The sequence below is a fragment of the Bacillus sp. 2175 genome (genome assembly GCF_057812155.1).
The window spans coordinates 4,002,853-4,019,307 of sequence record NZ_CM173819.1 but is presented as its reverse complement, the minus strand read 5'-3'; the positions used below and the strand labels follow the sequence as shown (position 1 = coordinate 4,019,307).

14 protein-coding genes and 2 riboswitches are annotated in these 16,455 nt (G+C 36.1%); of the genes, 9 read left to right on the top strand and 5 right to left on the bottom strand.

Going from position 1 to position 16,455, the window contains the following annotated elements; genetic code table 11:
* Window positions 1-58 precede the first annotated feature (58 nt).
* The 5 genes from ACXKY9_RS20815 (at window position 59) to glcK (ending at window position 4,622) form a co-directional block, all read left to right on the top strand.
* Window positions 59-2,413 (top strand): sugar phosphate nucleotidyltransferase, encoded by a 2,355-nt coding sequence (locus ACXKY9_RS20815; RefSeq protein ID WP_000679343.1) that lies wholly within the window; start codon window positions 59-61, stop codon window positions 2,411-2,413.
* Between the two features lie 69 nt (window positions 2,414-2,482).
* Window positions 2,483-2,632, top strand: coding sequence for a 50S ribosomal protein L33 (gene rpmG / locus ACXKY9_RS20810; RefSeq protein WP_001265616.1), 150 nt, complete (start codon window positions 2,483-2,485; stop codon window positions 2,630-2,632).
* A gap of 104 nt (window positions 2,633-2,736) precedes the next feature.
* Window positions 2,737-3,315: a 5-formyltetrahydrofolate cyclo-ligase gene (locus ACXKY9_RS20805; RefSeq protein WP_000642753.1), complete on the top strand. Its 579-nt coding sequence runs from the start codon at window positions 2,737-2,739 to the stop codon at window positions 3,313-3,315.
* A 103-nt stretch (window positions 3,316-3,418) separates the two neighbouring features.
* Window positions 3,419-3,619 (top strand): YqgQ family protein, encoded by a 201-nt coding sequence (locus ACXKY9_RS20800; RefSeq protein ID WP_000253699.1) that lies wholly within the window; start codon window positions 3,419-3,421, stop codon window positions 3,617-3,619.
* Between the two features lie 19 nt (window positions 3,620-3,638).
* Entirely contained in the window at window positions 3,639-4,622 is a 984-nt protein-coding gene (glcK, locus tag ACXKY9_RS20795) for a glucokinase (protein WP_000391701.1), read from the top strand.
* Window positions 4,623-4,702: 80 nt separating this feature from the next.
* Here the strand turns inward: glcK and ACXKY9_RS20790 are convergent, their stop codons facing one another.
* Window positions 4,703-4,876 (bottom strand): DUF2759 domain-containing protein, encoded by a 174-nt coding sequence (locus tag ACXKY9_RS20790; protein WP_000524852.1) that lies wholly within the window; start codon window positions 4,874-4,876, stop codon window positions 4,703-4,705.
* A gap of 170 nt (window positions 4,877-5,046) precedes the next feature.
* Here ACXKY9_RS20790 and ACXKY9_RS20785 point away from each other — a divergent pair, with 170 nt between their 5' ends.
* Window positions 5,047-5,676 carry an MBL fold metallo-hydrolase gene (locus tag ACXKY9_RS20785; RefSeq protein WP_000871233.1) on the top strand — a complete coding sequence of 210 codons (630 nt, stop codon included), beginning with the start codon at window positions 5,047-5,049 and terminating at the stop codon, window positions 5,674-5,676.
* Window positions 5,677-5,685: 9 nt separating this feature from the next.
* Window positions 5,686-6,798 (top strand): class I SAM-dependent methyltransferase, encoded by a 1,113-nt coding sequence (locus ACXKY9_RS20780; RefSeq protein WP_000525140.1) that lies wholly within the window; start codon window positions 5,686-5,688, stop codon window positions 6,796-6,798.
* Window positions 6,799-6,941: 143 nt separating this feature from the next.
* Here the strand turns inward: ACXKY9_RS20780 and ACXKY9_RS20775 are convergent, their stop codons facing one another.
* From ACXKY9_RS20775 to metI, 4 genes are all read right to left on the bottom strand, one after another.
* Window positions 6,942-7,232: an ArsR/SmtB family transcription factor gene (locus ACXKY9_RS20775; RefSeq protein WP_000894377.1), complete on the bottom strand. Its 291-nt coding sequence runs from the start codon at window positions 7,230-7,232 to the stop codon at window positions 6,942-6,944.
* A gap of 433 nt (window positions 7,233-7,665) precedes the next feature.
* On the bottom strand, window positions 7,666-8,178 hold the full coding sequence (locus tag ACXKY9_RS20770; protein ID WP_000350341.1) for a cysteine hydrolase family protein: 513 nt from the start codon (window positions 8,176-8,178) through the stop codon (window positions 7,666-7,668).
* A 168-nt stretch (window positions 8,179-8,346) separates the two neighbouring features.
* On the bottom strand, window positions 8,347-9,510 hold the full coding sequence (gene metC / locus ACXKY9_RS20765; protein WP_000122307.1) for a cystathionine beta-lyase: 1,164 nt from the start codon (window positions 9,508-9,510) through the stop codon (window positions 8,347-8,349).
* Window positions 9,507-10,619, bottom strand: coding sequence for a cystathionine gamma-synthase/O-acetylhomoserine thiolyase (metI, locus tag ACXKY9_RS20760; protein WP_000103889.1), 1,113 nt, complete (start codon window positions 10,617-10,619; stop codon window positions 9,507-9,509). Before metI ends, metC begins: the two co-directional genes overlap by 4 nt.
* A gap of 94 nt (window positions 10,620-10,713) precedes the next feature.
* Window positions 10,714-10,824: riboswitch (SAM riboswitch) on the bottom strand.
* 203 nt (window positions 10,825-11,027) lie between these two features.
* Window positions 11,028-11,137, top strand: a riboswitch (SAM riboswitch).
* Window positions 11,138-11,207: 70 nt separating this feature from the next.
* On the opposite strand from metI, the gene ACXKY9_RS20755 reads away from it, so the two are divergent.
* On the top strand, window positions 11,208-13,040 hold the full coding sequence (locus tag ACXKY9_RS20755) for a bifunctional homocysteine S-methyltransferase/methylenetetrahydrofolate reductase (RefSeq protein WP_000770361.1): 1,833 nt from the start codon (window positions 11,208-11,210) through the stop codon (window positions 13,038-13,040).
* Complete coding sequence (metH, locus tag ACXKY9_RS20750) at window positions 13,040-16,438, top strand: methionine synthase (protein ID WP_000649685.1); 3,399 nt, start codon at window positions 13,040-13,042, stop codon at window positions 16,436-16,438. Before ACXKY9_RS20755 ends, metH begins: the two co-directional genes overlap by 1 nt.
* Window positions 16,439-16,455 lie beyond the last annotated feature (17 nt).

Sequence of the window (16,455 nt, the reverse complement as noted above, 5' to 3'; positions counted from 1 at the left end):
GGAATATACATATGGTATATGGAGTTACTGAACATTATATAAGTGGAGGCTGAAGTATATGAAGGGGGTTATTTTAGCTGGAGGAAAAGGAAGACGCCTTAGACCATTAACATGCAATACTCCAAAGCCGATGTTACCATTATTAGAAAAACCAGTTTTAGAATATAATATTGAGTTATTACGTCAGCATGGTATTCGTGAAATTGCAATTACTGTTCAATATATGAGTACGACCATTAAGCAATATTTTGGTGACGGTAGTAAATGGGGAGTTAACTTGTATTATTTTGAAGACTCTCCTCCGCTTGGCACAGCAGGGAGTATTAAACAAGCAGAACAATTTTTAGATGAAACATTTGTTGTGATAAGCGGGGATGCATTAACTGACTTTCAATTATCAGAAGGAATTAGGTTTCATGAACAAAAGAAAAGAATGGTAACAATGTTTGTGAAAGAAGTAGAAAATCCACTCTCATTTGGATTGGTTGTAATGAATAAAAACCAGGAGGTTACACGATATATAGAAAAGCCGGGCTGGAATGAGGTAGTATCTAATGTTGTGAATACAGGCATATATATTATGGAGCCAGAAATCTTTTCTTACATACCGCCTAGGCAATTTTTTGATTTCAGTCATGATGTGTTTCCATTATTGGCAAACAAAAATTTGTTATTCGCATATTTGTCAGAAGGTTATTGGTTAGATATCGGCACATTTAATCAATATCGACAAGCACAATTTGATTTGTTAACGAAAAAGTTACAAGTACCTATTCCTTATACAGAAGTATTACCTATGGTATGGATGGGGGAAGGGGTGACGATTGGTAAAGGGACGAAAATTCATGGCCCCTCTTTTATTGGAGAAGGAGCAAAGATTGGTACAGGAGCTGTAATTGAGCCATATTCTATTATTGGGAAAAATAGTATCGTTTCAAGTTATTCTCATCTTCAAAAAAGTATTGTTTTTGCGAATGCCCACATTGGGAAGTATTGTGAACTATTAGAAACGACAATAGGAGAGCGTACAATAGTTGAAGATGATGTTACACTGTTTCAAAAAAGTGTTGTAGCGGATCACTGTCATATCGGGAGAAGTACGGTAATTAAGCAAAAAGGAAAACTATGGCCTTATAAGGCGATTGATAGTCATTCGATAGTAGGAGCGGCTGGTATTCAAGAGAGTGAAATGAGTGCAGGGTGGTTACAAAAAAGCCGCATTGTAGGAAGAGGGAATGTTGAAATTACTCCCCAGTTTATCGTGAAGATTGCGATGGCGTATGGTTCTCTTTTTGAAAAAGGAGAAAGTATATTAATTGGAAGTCAAGAAAATATAGAAACAACCTCTTATAAAAATTTATTTTTACATGCTATTCATGGTATAGGGATTCATACGATGGAATGTAAAGAAATGAACGAGTCACTTTTTCAATATAGTGTTCATCATTTGCAATGTGCAGGTGGTGTTTTCATTCAAGTGGAGAATGAGAATGAGATTGTTATAAAGTTATACGGTCAAGCTGGCATGCCGTTAACGTATAAGCAGCAAAAAGAGATAGAACAAATATATATGTCCGAATTGTTTTATTACGTGCAGGAGAAAGAAATGGGGCGTAATAAGCTCGTTCATGTTTCTATGAATGAGTATATAGAAGTTATATTGGAGCATATTGATATCGAGAAAATACAGATGCAGAAGTTTCATCTTCTTATTAATAAGAGAAATGATACGTTGCAACATTTACTTATGCTCTTTCTGCAAAGACTTGGTTGTACAGTTACATGGATTTATGCAAGCGAACAAAAAGATCATGTGAAAGCTTTGATGAAATCAAGTAAAGCGAATATGGCTCTTATGTTTTCGGAGAAAGGAAATCATTTCGAGTTATACGATAAACATAGTAATATTTACCAAGGTACAGATTTTGAAGAGGTAGATATTCCAGATTTCTTGCTCGAATCGACAGGAAATATTTACCCAATGTCTTTGAAGTTAGGAGAATGTTATCTTCTATTTTATACGCAGGATGAAAGAAAATCGTTTCAAGTGAGGTGGAAGCGAGATATTTTATATCGGATTGGAAAATTATTCGAGCTAATAGCATTGCAAGGAAAAACGTTTCTCAGCATAGTAGAGCAATCACCTCCGCTCTATTTACTTTATGATGAAGTGGTATGTTCATGGAATGAAAAAGGGGAAATTATGAGGAAATTATTGGATGATATAGAAAGGAAGGGAGAAGGGATATTTGAAGGAGTGCAGTTCAAATATACTGAAAAAGAGTGGTCTTATATCGTTTCTGACATAAAACAACCAAAATTTTTGGTGTATTCACATGCTAGAAACCCAGTAATAGCAAGGGAAAATATGAAAAATCTTATAGAAAAAATTAGACAATATCAAAAGGTGTAGAATTTTTATTTTAAAAGTGGTATTATAGTATAGTCTGATTTAAGTTATTAGTACTGGAGGGAAATAAGAATGCGTGTGAATATTACTCTAGCATGTACAGAATGCGGAGATCGTAACTATATCTCAAAGAAAAATAAACGTAACAACGCTGAGCGTATCGAGCTTAAAAAGTATTGCAAGCGTGACAAGAAGTCTACGTTACACCGTGAAACAAAGTAAGCAGTAGGAATATTTTCCTACTGTTTCTTTTTTTATTCGATTCCTATGTTAAAAGTGATACACTATCAGCATAGAGTAAAGTGTCACTGTAAGGGGGAGAATGTGTGAAAGCAGAGAAAGTACGTTTGCGTAAACAAATAATAGAACACATGAATTCTTTATCAGAAGAACAGTATACAACTTTATCAGAACAGATTGTATTTTCGTTGTATGCGCAAAAAGAGTGGGTTGAAGCTAAAACAATTGGAATTACTCTTTCAATGGAAAATGAAGTGAATACATATCCTATTATCGAAAAAGCTTGGGAAGAAGGAAAGAAAGTTGTAGTTCCTAAGTGTAATAAAGGAACAAGAACGATGTCCTTCCGGCAAATTAATAATTTTGATCAATTAGAAACGGTGTATATGAATTTACGTGAACCGATTCCCGGGCTTACGGAAGAAGTGAATATGGATGAAATTGATCTTCAAATTGTCCCAGGCGTAGCTTATACAGAACGAGGAGAGCGAATTGGGTACGGCGGTGGCTATTATGATCGTTATCTCGTGCATTATAAAGGGAAAACGCTGTCATTAGCGTATGATTTTCAAATGGTAAAACACATTCCGGTAGAGCCATTTGATAAAAACATAGAAAAAATTATTACAGAAAAAGGAACACTGCTTACAAATAAGCTTGTATAGACAAATAAAAATTGACGAGACTTTTTCTTCTTGATTATAATAAAATATGTGAACGTTTTCTTATTATAATTTTTTATAGTAAGTGAGCATAGAGGGTGATGAAATGGTATCTATTTATGATATTCAGCAATTGCTAAAGAAATTTGGTACGATTATTTATACGGGAGATCGAATTGCAGATTTACAATTAATGCAAGATGAATTGCGTGAATTAAATCAATCACAGCTAATCGATCCACAAGACTATCAAACAGCTTTATTTTTATTGAAGCAAGAAATTCAAAAAGAGCTAAATAAGAATTAGATAAAGGTAGGTAAGCAACATGGAAGAGAAATGGTTAGTTGGTGTTGACCTTGGTGGTACAACGATTAAATTAGCATTTATTAATGTGTACGGTGAAATTTTACATAAGTGGGAAATCCCTACGAATACAGGTGAGCAAGGAAAACATATTACACTTGATGTTGCGAAAGCAATTGATAAAAAGCTAGAAGAATTAGGCGAATTGAAGAGCAAGTTAATTGGTATTGGTATGGGAGCTCCTGGTCCTGTACATGTGGCGTCTGGAATGATTTATGAAGCGGTTAATTTAGGATGGAAAAACTATCCGCTAAAAGATTTATTAGAAGTAGAAACAGGATTACCTGTTGTTATTGATAATGATGCAAACTTAGCAGCGCTTGGTGAAATGTGGAAAGGTGCTGGTGAAGGTGCAAAAGATTTAATCTGTATGACACTTGGTACGGGCGTTGGTGGTGGTGTAATCGCCAATGGTGAGATTGTACACGGCGTGAGTGGTGCTGCTGGTGAGATTGGACATATTACAGTCGTTACAGAAAATGCTTTCCCATGTAATTGCGGGAAGTCTGGTTGCTTAGAAACAGTAGCATCTGCGACAGGTATTGTACGTGTTGCTATGCAAAAAATACAAGAGACTAATAAAGAGAGCATGTTGCGTTCTATGTTAGCTGAAGAAGGACGTATTACATCAAAAGATGTCTTTGAAGCACTTGGACAAGGTGATGAATTAGCAGGTGAAGTAGTAGAAAAAGTAGCCTCTTATTTAGGATTAGCTGTAGCGAACCTTTCTAGTACATTGAACCCAGAGAAAATTGTTATTGGTGGAGGCGTGTCTAAAGCTGGAGATGCGCTATTAGAACCAATTCAACGCTATTTCGAGCAATACGCTTTCTCACGTGCTGTAAAGAGCACGAAGTTAGCTATTGCAACACTTGGTAATGATGCAGGTGTTATCGGAGGAGCTTGGCTTGTAAAAAAGCACAAATACGAAGCGAAGATGATATAAGTTGTGAAATATGAAAAGAGGAAGGGGGAACCCTTCCTCTTTTTGTGTGAAATCTCGATGAAGAATAAAGTGTAAACGAATTAAGCTGCTGGTGGATACCCGTTATATAGAACAGTCATGATCGTAAACCATCCGAAAACGAGTACAGTTGCAATTGCAAAGCCGCTCGCGAAAAAGTTTTTTTCACGAAGTGTTCTAAGCGTAGCAAATACAGCTAACAGAGTGACAAGTGTAAAAATAATAACAAGGCCCATACAATATCCTCCTCTGTCTACCCATTTCTTATTATGAGTTTTTGGAATATTTACTCTTTTATATTGTACATGTTTTAAAAATGATTGTCGAGATAGCATCCTTTCTTTTCCTCAGAGAAAGAAATGTTGTATCATTAAAAGTAAGTTTAATAACTGGAGGAGATTTTCATATGAAATGGATACAAATGCCGTTAGGCCCATTACAAACGAATGCTTATATTTTAATGAACGATCAAAAAGAGTGCATTATCTTTGACCCTGGTCATGAAGGTGAAAAGCTCGTTACATATTTACAAGAAGAACAATTAAAACCATTAGCTGTTTTATTAACACATGCTCACTTTGATCATATCGGTGCTGTTGATGCGGTAAGAGACACTTTTCATATTCCTGTGTATGTACATAAAGAAGAAGCAGATTGGTTAGGAGATGCAACTGTAAACGGCTCTCAAATTTTTATGATGAACCGCAGTATTACAGCAAAACCAGCGGATCATATTATTGATGCAGAAGGTACATTAACAATTGGATCATTTAATTTTGAAATTTTTGAGACACCAGGACATTCTCCAGGAAGTATTTCTTATTATAGTAAAGAGGCGAATGCTGTATTCTCAGGAGATGTATTGTTCCAAATGAGCATTGGAAGAACAGATTTACCTGGTGGAAGTTTCGCTGAATTAATTGGAAGTATTGAAGAGAAATTATTTGTATTACCAGATGAAACAGCGGTTTTATGTGGACATGGTCCAGAAACAAGCATTGGCTTTGAAAAAGAAAATAATCCGTTTTTACAATAAGGAGTCATTATGGGAATGGAGCTCATTTTAAGAGAATGGATGGGGAAAGAAAAGGATTATTCAATTTCATATAGTACGTATATGAACCTTGTATTGTATACAGAAGGTCATGGATATTATATGAAAGAACGTGAAAAGATTGGAAGACAAGGGGATTTTTTTACAAGTAGCAACGTATCCTCTGTGTTTGCAAAAACTTTTGCTAAACTTTTTATTCGTCTTGTTGAAAATGGTGAAGTTGCTCCGAATATTTGTGAAATTGGCGGAGGAACAGGGAAGTTTGCCTATGATGTTTTACAAGAATGGAAGCAATTATCTCCAAAAACCTTTATTGATCTAAACTATTCAATGATTGAAGTGAGCCCTTTTCATAGAAAATTACAGCAGGAGCACCTTGGCTCATTTTCTAATGTATCGTACTATACCTCCTATAGTGAAATGGGAGATTCTTTCGAGGGAATTCTTTTTTCGAATGAGTTGTTTGATGCATTTCCTGTTGAAATAATTGAGAAAAGAAATGGTATGTTGTATGAAGTACGTATTACATATACAGAGGAAGGAAACCTTTCAGAAGTATGTAGGCCGTTAGATAAAAGAATTGGTCGCTATTTATTGAAATATAATATTCATATTGCTGAAGGGCAACGTTTTGAAGTACCAATTGTGATGGAGGAGTATATAAAAGAAATTGCGAAATGGTTTCAAAAAGGTATATGTATTACAGTTGATTACGGATACACAAAAGAAGAATGGATGTATCCAGCACACCGTGAAGGAAGTTTGCGAGGGTATTATCAGCATAAGCTAATACGTAACCCACTAGCGCATCCAGGTGAAATGGATCTTACTACTCATATTCATTGGGACGAGCTAAAGGAGATGTTTAGTATGCAAGGAATGAGTGCAGTATGGCATAAGAAACAATCTGAGTTCTTGTTAGCTGCAGGGATATTAGAACAGCTTACGAGCCATCAAGATATGAATCCTTTTTCTGAAACGCAAAAACAAAATCGAGCCGTTCGTTCTATGATTTTGAATGGAGGAGTAGGGAGTGCATTTGATGTTGTTATACATACAAAAGATATGCAACATTTACATTTGGATCGATATGTAACAATATAAAAAAACAAGACACAGTATATACTGTGTCTTGTTTTTTAATACGACTTATGTAGTATTATATATTTCCTCTCATGATATATATTTATATTAAAGATATGAGATGAAAAATATAGAATACGTTCTTTTTCTTCGATTATTAGTCCCTAACCTAATAATACGCGAACGAGTTGAATGATTGTTTCATTCTCTACTTTGTAATAAATTTCCAATCCTTTTCTTTCACTAGAAACGATTTTAGCGCTTTTTAATTTTGCTAAATGCTGTGAAATTGTAGATTGTGGCATGTTTAAGCCAGTATACATTGTAGAAACGTTGCTTGGACCGCGCTCGATTAATCCTTTTACGATACATAAACGAACAGGATGAGCTAGCACTTTTAATAATTCTGCATTACTTTCATATAGTTCTAATTCTTTTTGAAAGGTTTCTAACATGTTCTTTTCCACCTCCGTGTGAGCTATTATACCATACTATACATACCAAAAATTTAAAGAAAAGAAAATAGTTGTTGCAGAAAAAAAGTCCTAAAGTAAAGAAATTGTAAGAAAAGAGACCCTGATGTAAATAAAATAGGTAAATTAGCATGTTTTTGTAAAATGACATTTTTGGGTGAAAATTTCGATGTGTTTTAAAAATTGAAAGATATAGATATATTTGTAACACAATTTTATCATGATTTTCTTATTCTTTCAAATGAATATACAAAATTTTTAAAATAATATGACAAAGGAATTATAATGATATATATAGAATATAAAACAGGTTAAAAGAAAAGAAGCTGAATGTAATTCGCTTCTTTATGGTGATAATGAAATATTTGCTTACGGCTGATAAATCTTAGGATGATCAAGTCATTAGTCATTTATTCTAAAATTCATCTTTTAGCAACGTTAAAAACCTGTGATTCCATATGTTCTCATAAAAATCAATTGTCTCTTTTGCGGACATAAAAGGATTATTCAACGTAGAGGTTGTTTTCTGTACCATAAAGTTTTCGTATCCTAGTCCGTGGGCAAACTTAATCGTAGCATCCATACAGTACTCTGTTTGGGCGCCACAAAATTCAATGCAATTTACAGATAATTGATCTAAAATTTCTTTTAAGTTTGTTTTATAAAATGAATTTGCATGTGTTTTTCTTACAAAAAAATCTTGTTCTTGAACATCTAGATCGGTATGAATAGCCCAAAGTTCTTTCTCGGGTACTAAATCATCATCACAATGTTGAACAAAAAGGATTGGTTTATTTAATTTTCTGTATGAATAAATTCTTTTATTTACTTTTGTTAGTAAGTTCTGTAAATCAAATAAATGCTCCTCGCTATAACATACGCCATTTTGTAAATCGATAACGATTAAAATATCTGAACAAATATCCATTATTTTCACCCCTTTTTATTTCTTAATATATCAATTAATCCATTATTTAGAAATAGATGATATACTTTTATTTTTTTATGGACTATAAGAAAAGAAGAAATTCAAATGAATATAACTAAAACGCAGAAAAAGAAGATATGAAAACCTAATCTCATATCTTCTTTTTCTCTATGCATTTACAGGTTCTTCTACATAAGAAAGGGCATTTTCAAAATCGGATATTAAATCGTTAACATTTTCAAGACCGACTGATAACCGAAGTAATGAATTAGAGATTCCTCTTTCATCACGAGCTTCTTGCGACAGTGCTGCATGTGACATTTTTGCTGGATAAGAAAGAATTGACTCTACAGCTCCTAAACTAACTGCAAAAACAGGTAATTTTACTTTTGATAAAAATTGGCGGAGTGCATCTTCTGACTGCAAAGTAAACGATAAGACCGCTCCAGCTGATGTTGCTTGAGATTGTTGAATATCAAATCCGAGATGTGTTTGTAATCCCGGATAATAGACATTTTGTACTTTAGCGTGCTCTTGTAAATAATGTGCGATTTTATTGGCATTTTTAGCTGAATGCTCGAGGCGTACGTGCAATGTTTTTAGACCGCGAAGTACGAGAGAACAATCTTGAGGTCCTAAAATAGCACCGAATGCATTTTGTAAAAATCCAAGCTTTTGAGCGAGTTCTGCATCTTTTACTACTGCTAATCCGGCAGTAACATCACTATGACCAGCAATAAATTTTGTAGCACTATGAAGAACGACATCAGCTCCAAGTTCAAGTGGTTTTTGGAATAGTGGTGTCAAAAATGTATTATCAACAAAAGTAAGAGCGCCAATAGATTTTGCGAGTTTAGAAACCTCGCGAATATCTGTCACTTTTAAAAGTGGGTTAGAAGGTGTTTCTACATAAAAGAGCTTTGTATTTGGTTTCATGTTTTGTTTTATTTCTTCTAAATTGGTCATATCAACAAATGTATGTGAAACACCGTAACGGGAGAGTACCTCAGTTATCACTCGGTAAGTGCCTCCGTACACATCTTCTGAAATGAGTACGTGATCACCTTGTGAAAGAAGGAGGAATGCAGTGGAAATCGCTGCAATGCCTGATGCAAAGGCGAATCCTTTTGTTCCGCCTTCTAATAAAGTAATGATATCTTCAAGAGCTTCACGAGTTGGATTTCCTGACCTGCTATAGTCATATTTTCCGAACGTATCTACATCAAACTGGTGAAAAGTTGATGTGTTATAAATAGGAACGTTCACAGCGCCTGTTTGCGAGTCATGTTTATATTGGTTGTGTAGTAAGAGTGTATCTATAGAATAGCTCATATTCTTACACCTTCTTTTACGAGTTTAATGGCTTGCTTTAAGTCTTGAATTAAATCGTTACTATTTTCAATGCCAACTGAGAATCGAAGAAGACGATTGCATACGCCGTTTGCTGTTCTAATTTCTTCAGGAATATCAGCATGTGTTTGCGTTGCTGGATAAGTCATTAAACTTTCTACACCACCAAGACTTTCGGCAAATGTAATTAAGGATAAAGATTGTAAGAATGGATTAATCCAAGCTTCATCTTTAAGGCGGAATGAAATCATGCCGCCTCTTCCTGGATAAAATACATCTGTCACCCCGTCTTCATCATTTAAATACGCAACAACTGCTTTCGCATTTTCTTCATGTTGTCTCATGCGAAGCGCTAACGTTTTCATACCGCGAATTAATAACCATGAGTCAAATGGGCTTAAAACTGCACCTGATGCATTATGATAATGAGCGATTTCCTCGCAAAGTTCCTTTCCTTTTGCAACGACAAGCCCGCTTAGTACATCGTTATGTCCCCCTAAATATTTCGTTGCGCTATGAAGTACAATGTCAGCACCTTCTGTTAATGGTTGCTGTATATAAGGTGTGTAGAATGTGTTGTCTACAATAAGAAGTAGTCCGTGCCTTTTCGCTACAGTTGCGACAGCAGCAATATCAGTAACTTGCATTAATGGATTAGTTGGAGTTTCTATGAAAATAGCCTTCGTTTCAGTTGTGATAGCTTGCTCAATTTGTTTAATAGACTGTGTATTTACGTATCTACATCGAACATTCCACTTTTTTTCATGCTCAGAAAATAATCGATACGTTCCCCCGTATAAATCTTCAGATACAATAAGTTCGTCTCCAGAGCGGAATAGAGAAAGGACGAGGAGAACAGCCGCCATCCCTGAACTACAGGCATAACCTTGTTCGCCATATTCTAAGTCTGCGATCGCCTGTTCTAAAAGACCGCGAGTTGGATTGCCAGTTCGTGAATAGTCAAAGCCAGTAGATTTACCAATTCCTTCGTGGCGATAAGCGGTTGAGAAATAAACTGGTGGATTAACCGTTCCAGTTGTAGTTTCACTACGATTTCCGATTTGTGCTAGTTTTGTTTCGATTGTTGACATGTGAAAATTCCTCCTTTTTAAATTGAAACATTAAGTGAATATAAAATAAAAAAAGCCTTCTAAGAAGAAGGCTTTCGGTTTGAATAGAGTCTTCTTCTCATCTGTCAAATCTTTCACAATTTGCTGGAATTAGCACCTTATTAACAAAATGTTAATGGTTGCTGAGGCGTCACAGGGCCAGTCCCTCTACCTCTCTAGATAAGAATGTTCGTATGAAATTTTTATTATGTTTTTAACTTTACAATAAAAGATAATTGAATTGCAACTTTATTTTAAATAATTTTTATTTTTCCGCAAGTGTCATTGACTTTTAATTTTGTGCATGCTAAATTTATTAAAAAATTAACAAACATTGTTAAAAGGGGAACGCATTTCCTTTTAGCTACATAAATAAAATAATAAAGACAACTCTTATTGAGAGCGGTGGAGGGAAAGGCCCTGTGAAACCCGGCAACCTTCAAACGAAATGTTTGAAACGGTGCTAATACCTGCAAAACGAATGTTTTGCATAATAAGAGGAGGAACAATTATGTCCCCCTCTTCAAAGTGAAGAGGGGGTTTTTATATTGATAGAAATGAGGGAGATTCGTGAAATTACTAGATTTATTATCAAAAGGAATTGTAATAGGTGATGGTGCGGTTGGAACGTTATTGCATTCACATGGTTTGCAAAGTAGCTTTGAAGAATTGAACGTATCTGATCCAGATCTAATTATATCCATTCATAAACAATATGTAGCTGCTGGAGCAGATGTAATTCAAACGAATACGTATGGAGCAAATGAGGCGAAATTACGTATGTATGGTTTAGAAAATCAAGTTACAAAAATTAATAGAGCGGCAGTGAAATTGGCGAAAGCATCTGTGACAGATAAAAATGCAATTTTAGGAACAATTGGTGGTATGAAACATATCGGAGCTGTTACAACGACTGATATGGAAAGGGAGTTTATGTTACTTGAACAGGCGGGGGCTTTACTAGAAGAACAGGTTGATGGATTACTATTAGAAACTTTTTATGATGAATTTGAATTACTTCATGCTGTTAAAGTGTTGCGTAAGCAAACGAATATTCCGATTGTTGCGCAATTAGCGTTACATGAAGCAGGTACGACTCAAAATGGAAATGATGTCAATGAAATATTAAAGCAGTTTATAGATTACGGTGCAAATGTTGTTGGATTGAATTGTCAACTGGGGCCGCTTCATATGACGGAAGCTTTCAAAATGATATCGATTCCGCAAAATGGCTATTTATCAGCATACCCAAATGCAGGTCTCCCGAATTATGTAGAGGGACGTTACGTATATGAGGGAAGTCCAGCTTATTTTGAAGCAATGACACCGAATTTTATTGAGCAAGGTATTCGGTTATTGGGTGGCTGTTGTGGTACGACTCCAGAACATATTCAAAGTATGAAGCGCGCTGTTGCGAATATTACCCCTGTAATAGAAAAAGAAACGATTCAAAGGCCAAAAGTCGTTCATACGCATGAGAAACGTTCGAAGGCTCACGTCACTCTAGCAGAGAAAGCAAAAAAACAAACGACAGTTGTAGTGGAATTAGATCCACCGAAAACGTTAGATACACAGCGTTTTTTTGAAGGAGCAAGAGCGTTAAAAAGAGCGGGAGCAGATGCTATTACTCTAGCAGATAATTCATTAGCATCGCCTCGTGTCTCTAATATGGCGATGGGTGCGTTATTAACGAAGCATGATATCCCAGTATTGACGCATTTAACGTGTAGAGATCATAACGTCATTGGACTACAATCTCATTTGTTAGGTTTATCGGCGTTAGGGATGGAAGAAGTGTTAGCTTTAACTGGTGATCCAGCGCGCGTTGGTGATTTTCCCGGTGCCACTTCTGTATATGATTTATCCTCTATTGAGCTTATTAAAATGATTAAAGAAATGAACGATGGACGTTCAATTTTAGGGAAATCAATTGGACCGGCGACAAGGTTTTCTGTAGGCGGCGCATTTAATCCTCACGTGAGGCACTTAAAAGCAGCAGTTAAGCGAATGGAACGAAAAATAGATGCTGGAGCGGAGTATTTTTTAACTCAGCCAATTTACGATATCAAGTTAATTGAAGAAGTGTATGAAGCGACAAAGCATTTGGAACAACCTATTTTTATTGGAATTATGCCGTTAGTAAGTAAGCGGAATGCAGATTTTCTTCATTTTGAGGTGCCGGGTATTACTCTTCCTGAAGAAATAAGAGAGAGAATGGATGGACATGAAACGAAAGAGGCAGCAATTGAGGAAGGGATTCGCATTTCACAAGAATTGGTCGACGCAGCGATGAAATATTTTAATGGTATTTATCTTATTACACCATTTTTAAAGTATGAAATTACAGAACATCTTGTTAAATATGTAAGAGAAAAGCAAGAAGTGAAAGAAGGTATTAATTGATGAAGTGTATAGAAGAAAAATTGAAAAATAGCATTTTAATATTAGATGGTGCAATGGGGACAATGATTCAGCAAGAGGATTTAACTGCTGAAGATTTCGGAGGAGAAGAGTACGAGGGCTGTAATGAATATTTAGTGGAAACAAGACCAGACGTTATTTTAAAGATTCATAAAGCTTATATTGAAGCTGGAGCGGATATTATTGAAACAAATACATTTGGGGCAACGAATATTGTACTAAGTGATTATGAGCTGTCTCATTTAGATGAAGAACTAAATGAAAAGGCAGCACTTTTGGCGAAGCAAGCTGTTAAAGAAAGCGGGAATGAAGTATATGTTGCGGGAGCGATGGGACCAACAACGAAAGCAATTAGTGTTACTGGTGGTGTGACTTTTGAAGAATTGATTGAGGCTTATACAAGGCAGGCACGAGGATTATTAAAAGGAGAAGTTGATGTATTACTCGTTGAGACGAGTCAAGATATGCGTAACGTGAAAGCAGCTTATATTGGAATTCAAGCTGCTTTTGAAGAACTGAAAAAAACGGTTCCTATTATGATTTCAGGTACGATTGAGCCAATGGGAACGACTCTGGCTGGGCAAACAATTGAAGCTTTTTATTTATCAGTAGAACATATGAAACCATTATCTGTTGGGTTAAACTGTGCGACTGGTCCGGAGTTTATGAGGGACCATATTCGTTCACTATCTGATTTATCGGAGTGTTACATTTCTTGTTATCCAAATGCAGGTCTTCCTGATGAAGATGGACATTACCATGAATCTCCATCTTCTCTTGCTGAAAAGGTGAAGCGATTTGCTGAAGAAGGGTGGGTTAATATTATTGGTGGTTGTTGTGGCACGACACCAGAACATATAAAAGCAATGAAATCCGCGCTAGCATCTCTTAAGCCTCGTGACCATCATGAGAGAGAAGGACATGGAATTAGTGGATTAGAAGCACTGCAATATGATGAGTCTATGAGACCGTTATTTGTAGGTGAAAGAACGAATGTTATTGGGTCACGTAAATTTAAACGATTAGTAGCAGAAGGGAAATTTGAAGAGGCTGCTGAAGTGGCAAGAGCGCAAGTGAAGAAAAATGCTCATATTATTGATATTTGTATGGCAGATCCTGATCGCGATGAAATAGAAGATATGGAAAACTTCTTAGCAGAAGTTACGAAAGTTTTAAAAGTACCGATTATGATTGATTCAACAGATGAAAATGTGATGGAGCGAGCTCTTACTTATATTCAAGGAAAAGCTGTTATTAATTCAATTAATTTAGAAGATGGAGAAGAACGATTTAAAAAAGTGACACCGCTTCTTCAGAAGTATGGTGCTGCTATAGTTGTAGGAACAATTGATGAAGACGGTATGGCGGTTAGTGCGGAGCGAAAGATAGAAATTGCGAAAAGAAGCTATGAATTACTTACAAAGAAGTATGGGATACGCCCGTCAGATATTATTTTTGATGCACTTGTGTTTCCGGTAGGGACAGGTGATGAAGAATATATTGGTTCAGCAGCAGCGACTATAGAAGGAATTCGCCTTATTAAAGAAGCGTTACCAGAGTGTTTAACGATTGTAGGGGTAAGTAACATATCATTTGGTTTACCACCGGCTGGACGTGAGGTATTAAATTCAGTCTTTTTATATCATGCTACGAAAGCAGGGTTAGATTACGCGATTGTGAATACGGAAAAATTAGAACGCTATGCGTCGATTCCAGAGGAAGAAAAACGCCTTGCAGATGCACTACTGTTTGAAACGACGAAAGAGACGTTAGAAGAATTTACAAACTTTTACCGAGTTGCTAAAAAGAAAGATATCGTTGTGCAAGAAACGTTAACGCTTGATGAAAGACTAGCAAATTATATTGTAGAAGGTACGAAACAAGGATTACACGAGGATTTAAGTCTTGCGCTTGAAGAAGGAAGAAAACCTCTTGATATTATTAACGGTCCGCTTATGACAGGGATGGATGAGGTAGGACGACTATTTAATAATAATGAACTTATTGTTGCTGAAGTATTGCAAAGTGCTGAAAGTATGAAAGCTGCTGTAAGCTATTTAGAGCCACATATGGAATCTAGTGATAGTGCGAAAAAAGGGAAAGTATTATTAGCAACTGTAAAAGGTGACGTGCATGATATTGGGAAAAATCTCGTTGAAATTATTTTAGCAAATAACGGATATGAGATTATTAATTTAGGAATTAATGTACGTTCGGATCGAATTGTTCAAGAAGTACAAGAAAAGAAGCCGGATATTATAGGCCTTTCCGGTTTATTAGTAAAATCAGCGCAACAAATGGTAACGACTGCTGAAGATTTAAAAGCAGCAAATATTGATGTTCCCATTGTTGTAGGTGGTGCAGCGTTAACGAGAAAGTTTACAGATAATCGGATTTCACCATCATATAAAGGGCTCGTTTGTTATGCGAGTGATGCGATGACGGGGCTCGATATTATTAATAAGCTTCAAAAAGAAGAAGAGCGTGAGAAGATGAAACAGGATAAAAAAGAACGTCATCTTCATATCGTAAAAAAAGAGGAGAAGAAAGTAGAAATTCCAGCAGTAATTGAGTCATTACCGAAGGCTGAAGTTATCGTGCCTGATTCAACAAAACGAATTGTATTACGCGATATTCCGGCCCTTCATCTCGCTCCATTTTTAAATAGACAAATGCTACTTGGGCATCACCTTGGATTAAAAGGAAATGTGAAGAAGCTTTTGAAAGAGGGAGATAAGAGAGCACATGAATTAAATGATTTAATAGATGAATTATTGCAGGAAGGACAATCTTGGTTAAAGCCGAAAGCAGTGTATCAATTTTTCCCAGCGCAAAGCGACGGACAAAACATTGTAATATATGATCCAGAAGATCATACGCGTGTTATAGAGCGTTTCACATTCCCTAGACAAGGAAAGGCTCCCTATCGTACTTTAGGTGATTATTTGCGCCCAATAGGAGATGAGATGGACTATGTTGCTTTCTTATCTGTTACGGTTGGGGAAGGAGTTCGGGACATTGCTGAAGAGTGGAAGGCGAAAGGTGATTACTTACGTAGTCATGCCATTCAATCGTTAGCGCTTGAATTAGCGGAAGGACTTGCTGAAAAAACACATATGCTCATTCGTGACCGCTGGGGCATTCCGGACTCACCTGAACTGACGATGGAAGAACGTTTCCGTACGAAATATAGAGGAATACGAGTGTCATTTGGTTATCCGGCGTGTCCAGAACTTGCAGATCAAGAAAAGCTATTTCGCTTAATTCATCCAGAGGAAATAGGTATTTCATTAACAGAAGGATTCATGATGGAGCCAGAAGCGTCCGTAACGGCTATGGTATTTTCTCACCCTGAGGCAAGATATTTTAGTGTATTATAGTCTAGAAGGGGGAGACG

Bases quoted from the DNA above. Each gene is read 5' to 3' on its own strand.
- metH (WP_000649685.1), top strand. From the start codon at position 13,040: ATGAAGTGTATAGAAGAAAAATTGAAAAATAGCATTTTAATATTAGAT.
- rpmG (WP_001265616.1), top strand. From the start codon at position 2,483: ATGCGTGTGAATATTACTCTAGCATGTACAGAATGCGGAGATCGTAAC.
- ACXKY9_RS20790 (WP_000524852.1), bottom strand. From the start codon at position 4,876: ATGGGCCTTGTTATTATTTTTACACTTGTCACTCTGTTAGCTGTATTT.
- ACXKY9_RS20770 (WP_000350341.1), bottom strand. From the start codon at position 8,178: ATGGATATTTGTTCAGATATTTTAATCGTTATCGATTTACAAAATGGC.
- ACXKY9_RS20800 (WP_000253699.1), top strand. From the start codon at position 3,419: ATGGTATCTATTTATGATATTCAGCAATTGCTAAAGAAATTTGGTACG.
- metI (WP_000103889.1), bottom strand. From the start codon at position 10,619: ATGTCAACAATCGAAACAAAACTAGCACAAATCGGAAATCGTAGTGAA.
- metC (WP_000122307.1), bottom strand. From the start codon at position 9,510: ATGAGCTATTCTATAGATACACTCTTACTACACAACCAATATAAACAT.
- glcK (WP_000391701.1), top strand. From the start codon at position 3,639: ATGGAAGAGAAATGGTTAGTTGGTGTTGACCTTGGTGGTACAACGATT.
- ACXKY9_RS20785 (WP_000871233.1), top strand. From the start codon at position 5,047: ATGAAATGGATACAAATGCCGTTAGGCCCATTACAAACGAATGCTTAT.
- ACXKY9_RS20775 (WP_000894377.1), bottom strand. From the start codon at position 7,232: ATGTTAGAAACCTTTCAAAAAGAATTAGAACTATATGAAAGTAATGCA.
- ACXKY9_RS20780 (WP_000525140.1), top strand. From the start codon at position 5,686: ATGGGAATGGAGCTCATTTTAAGAGAATGGATGGGGAAAGAAAAGGAT.
- ACXKY9_RS20815 (WP_000679343.1), top strand. From the start codon at position 59: ATGAAGGGGGTTATTTTAGCTGGAGGAAAAGGAAGACGCCTTAGACCA.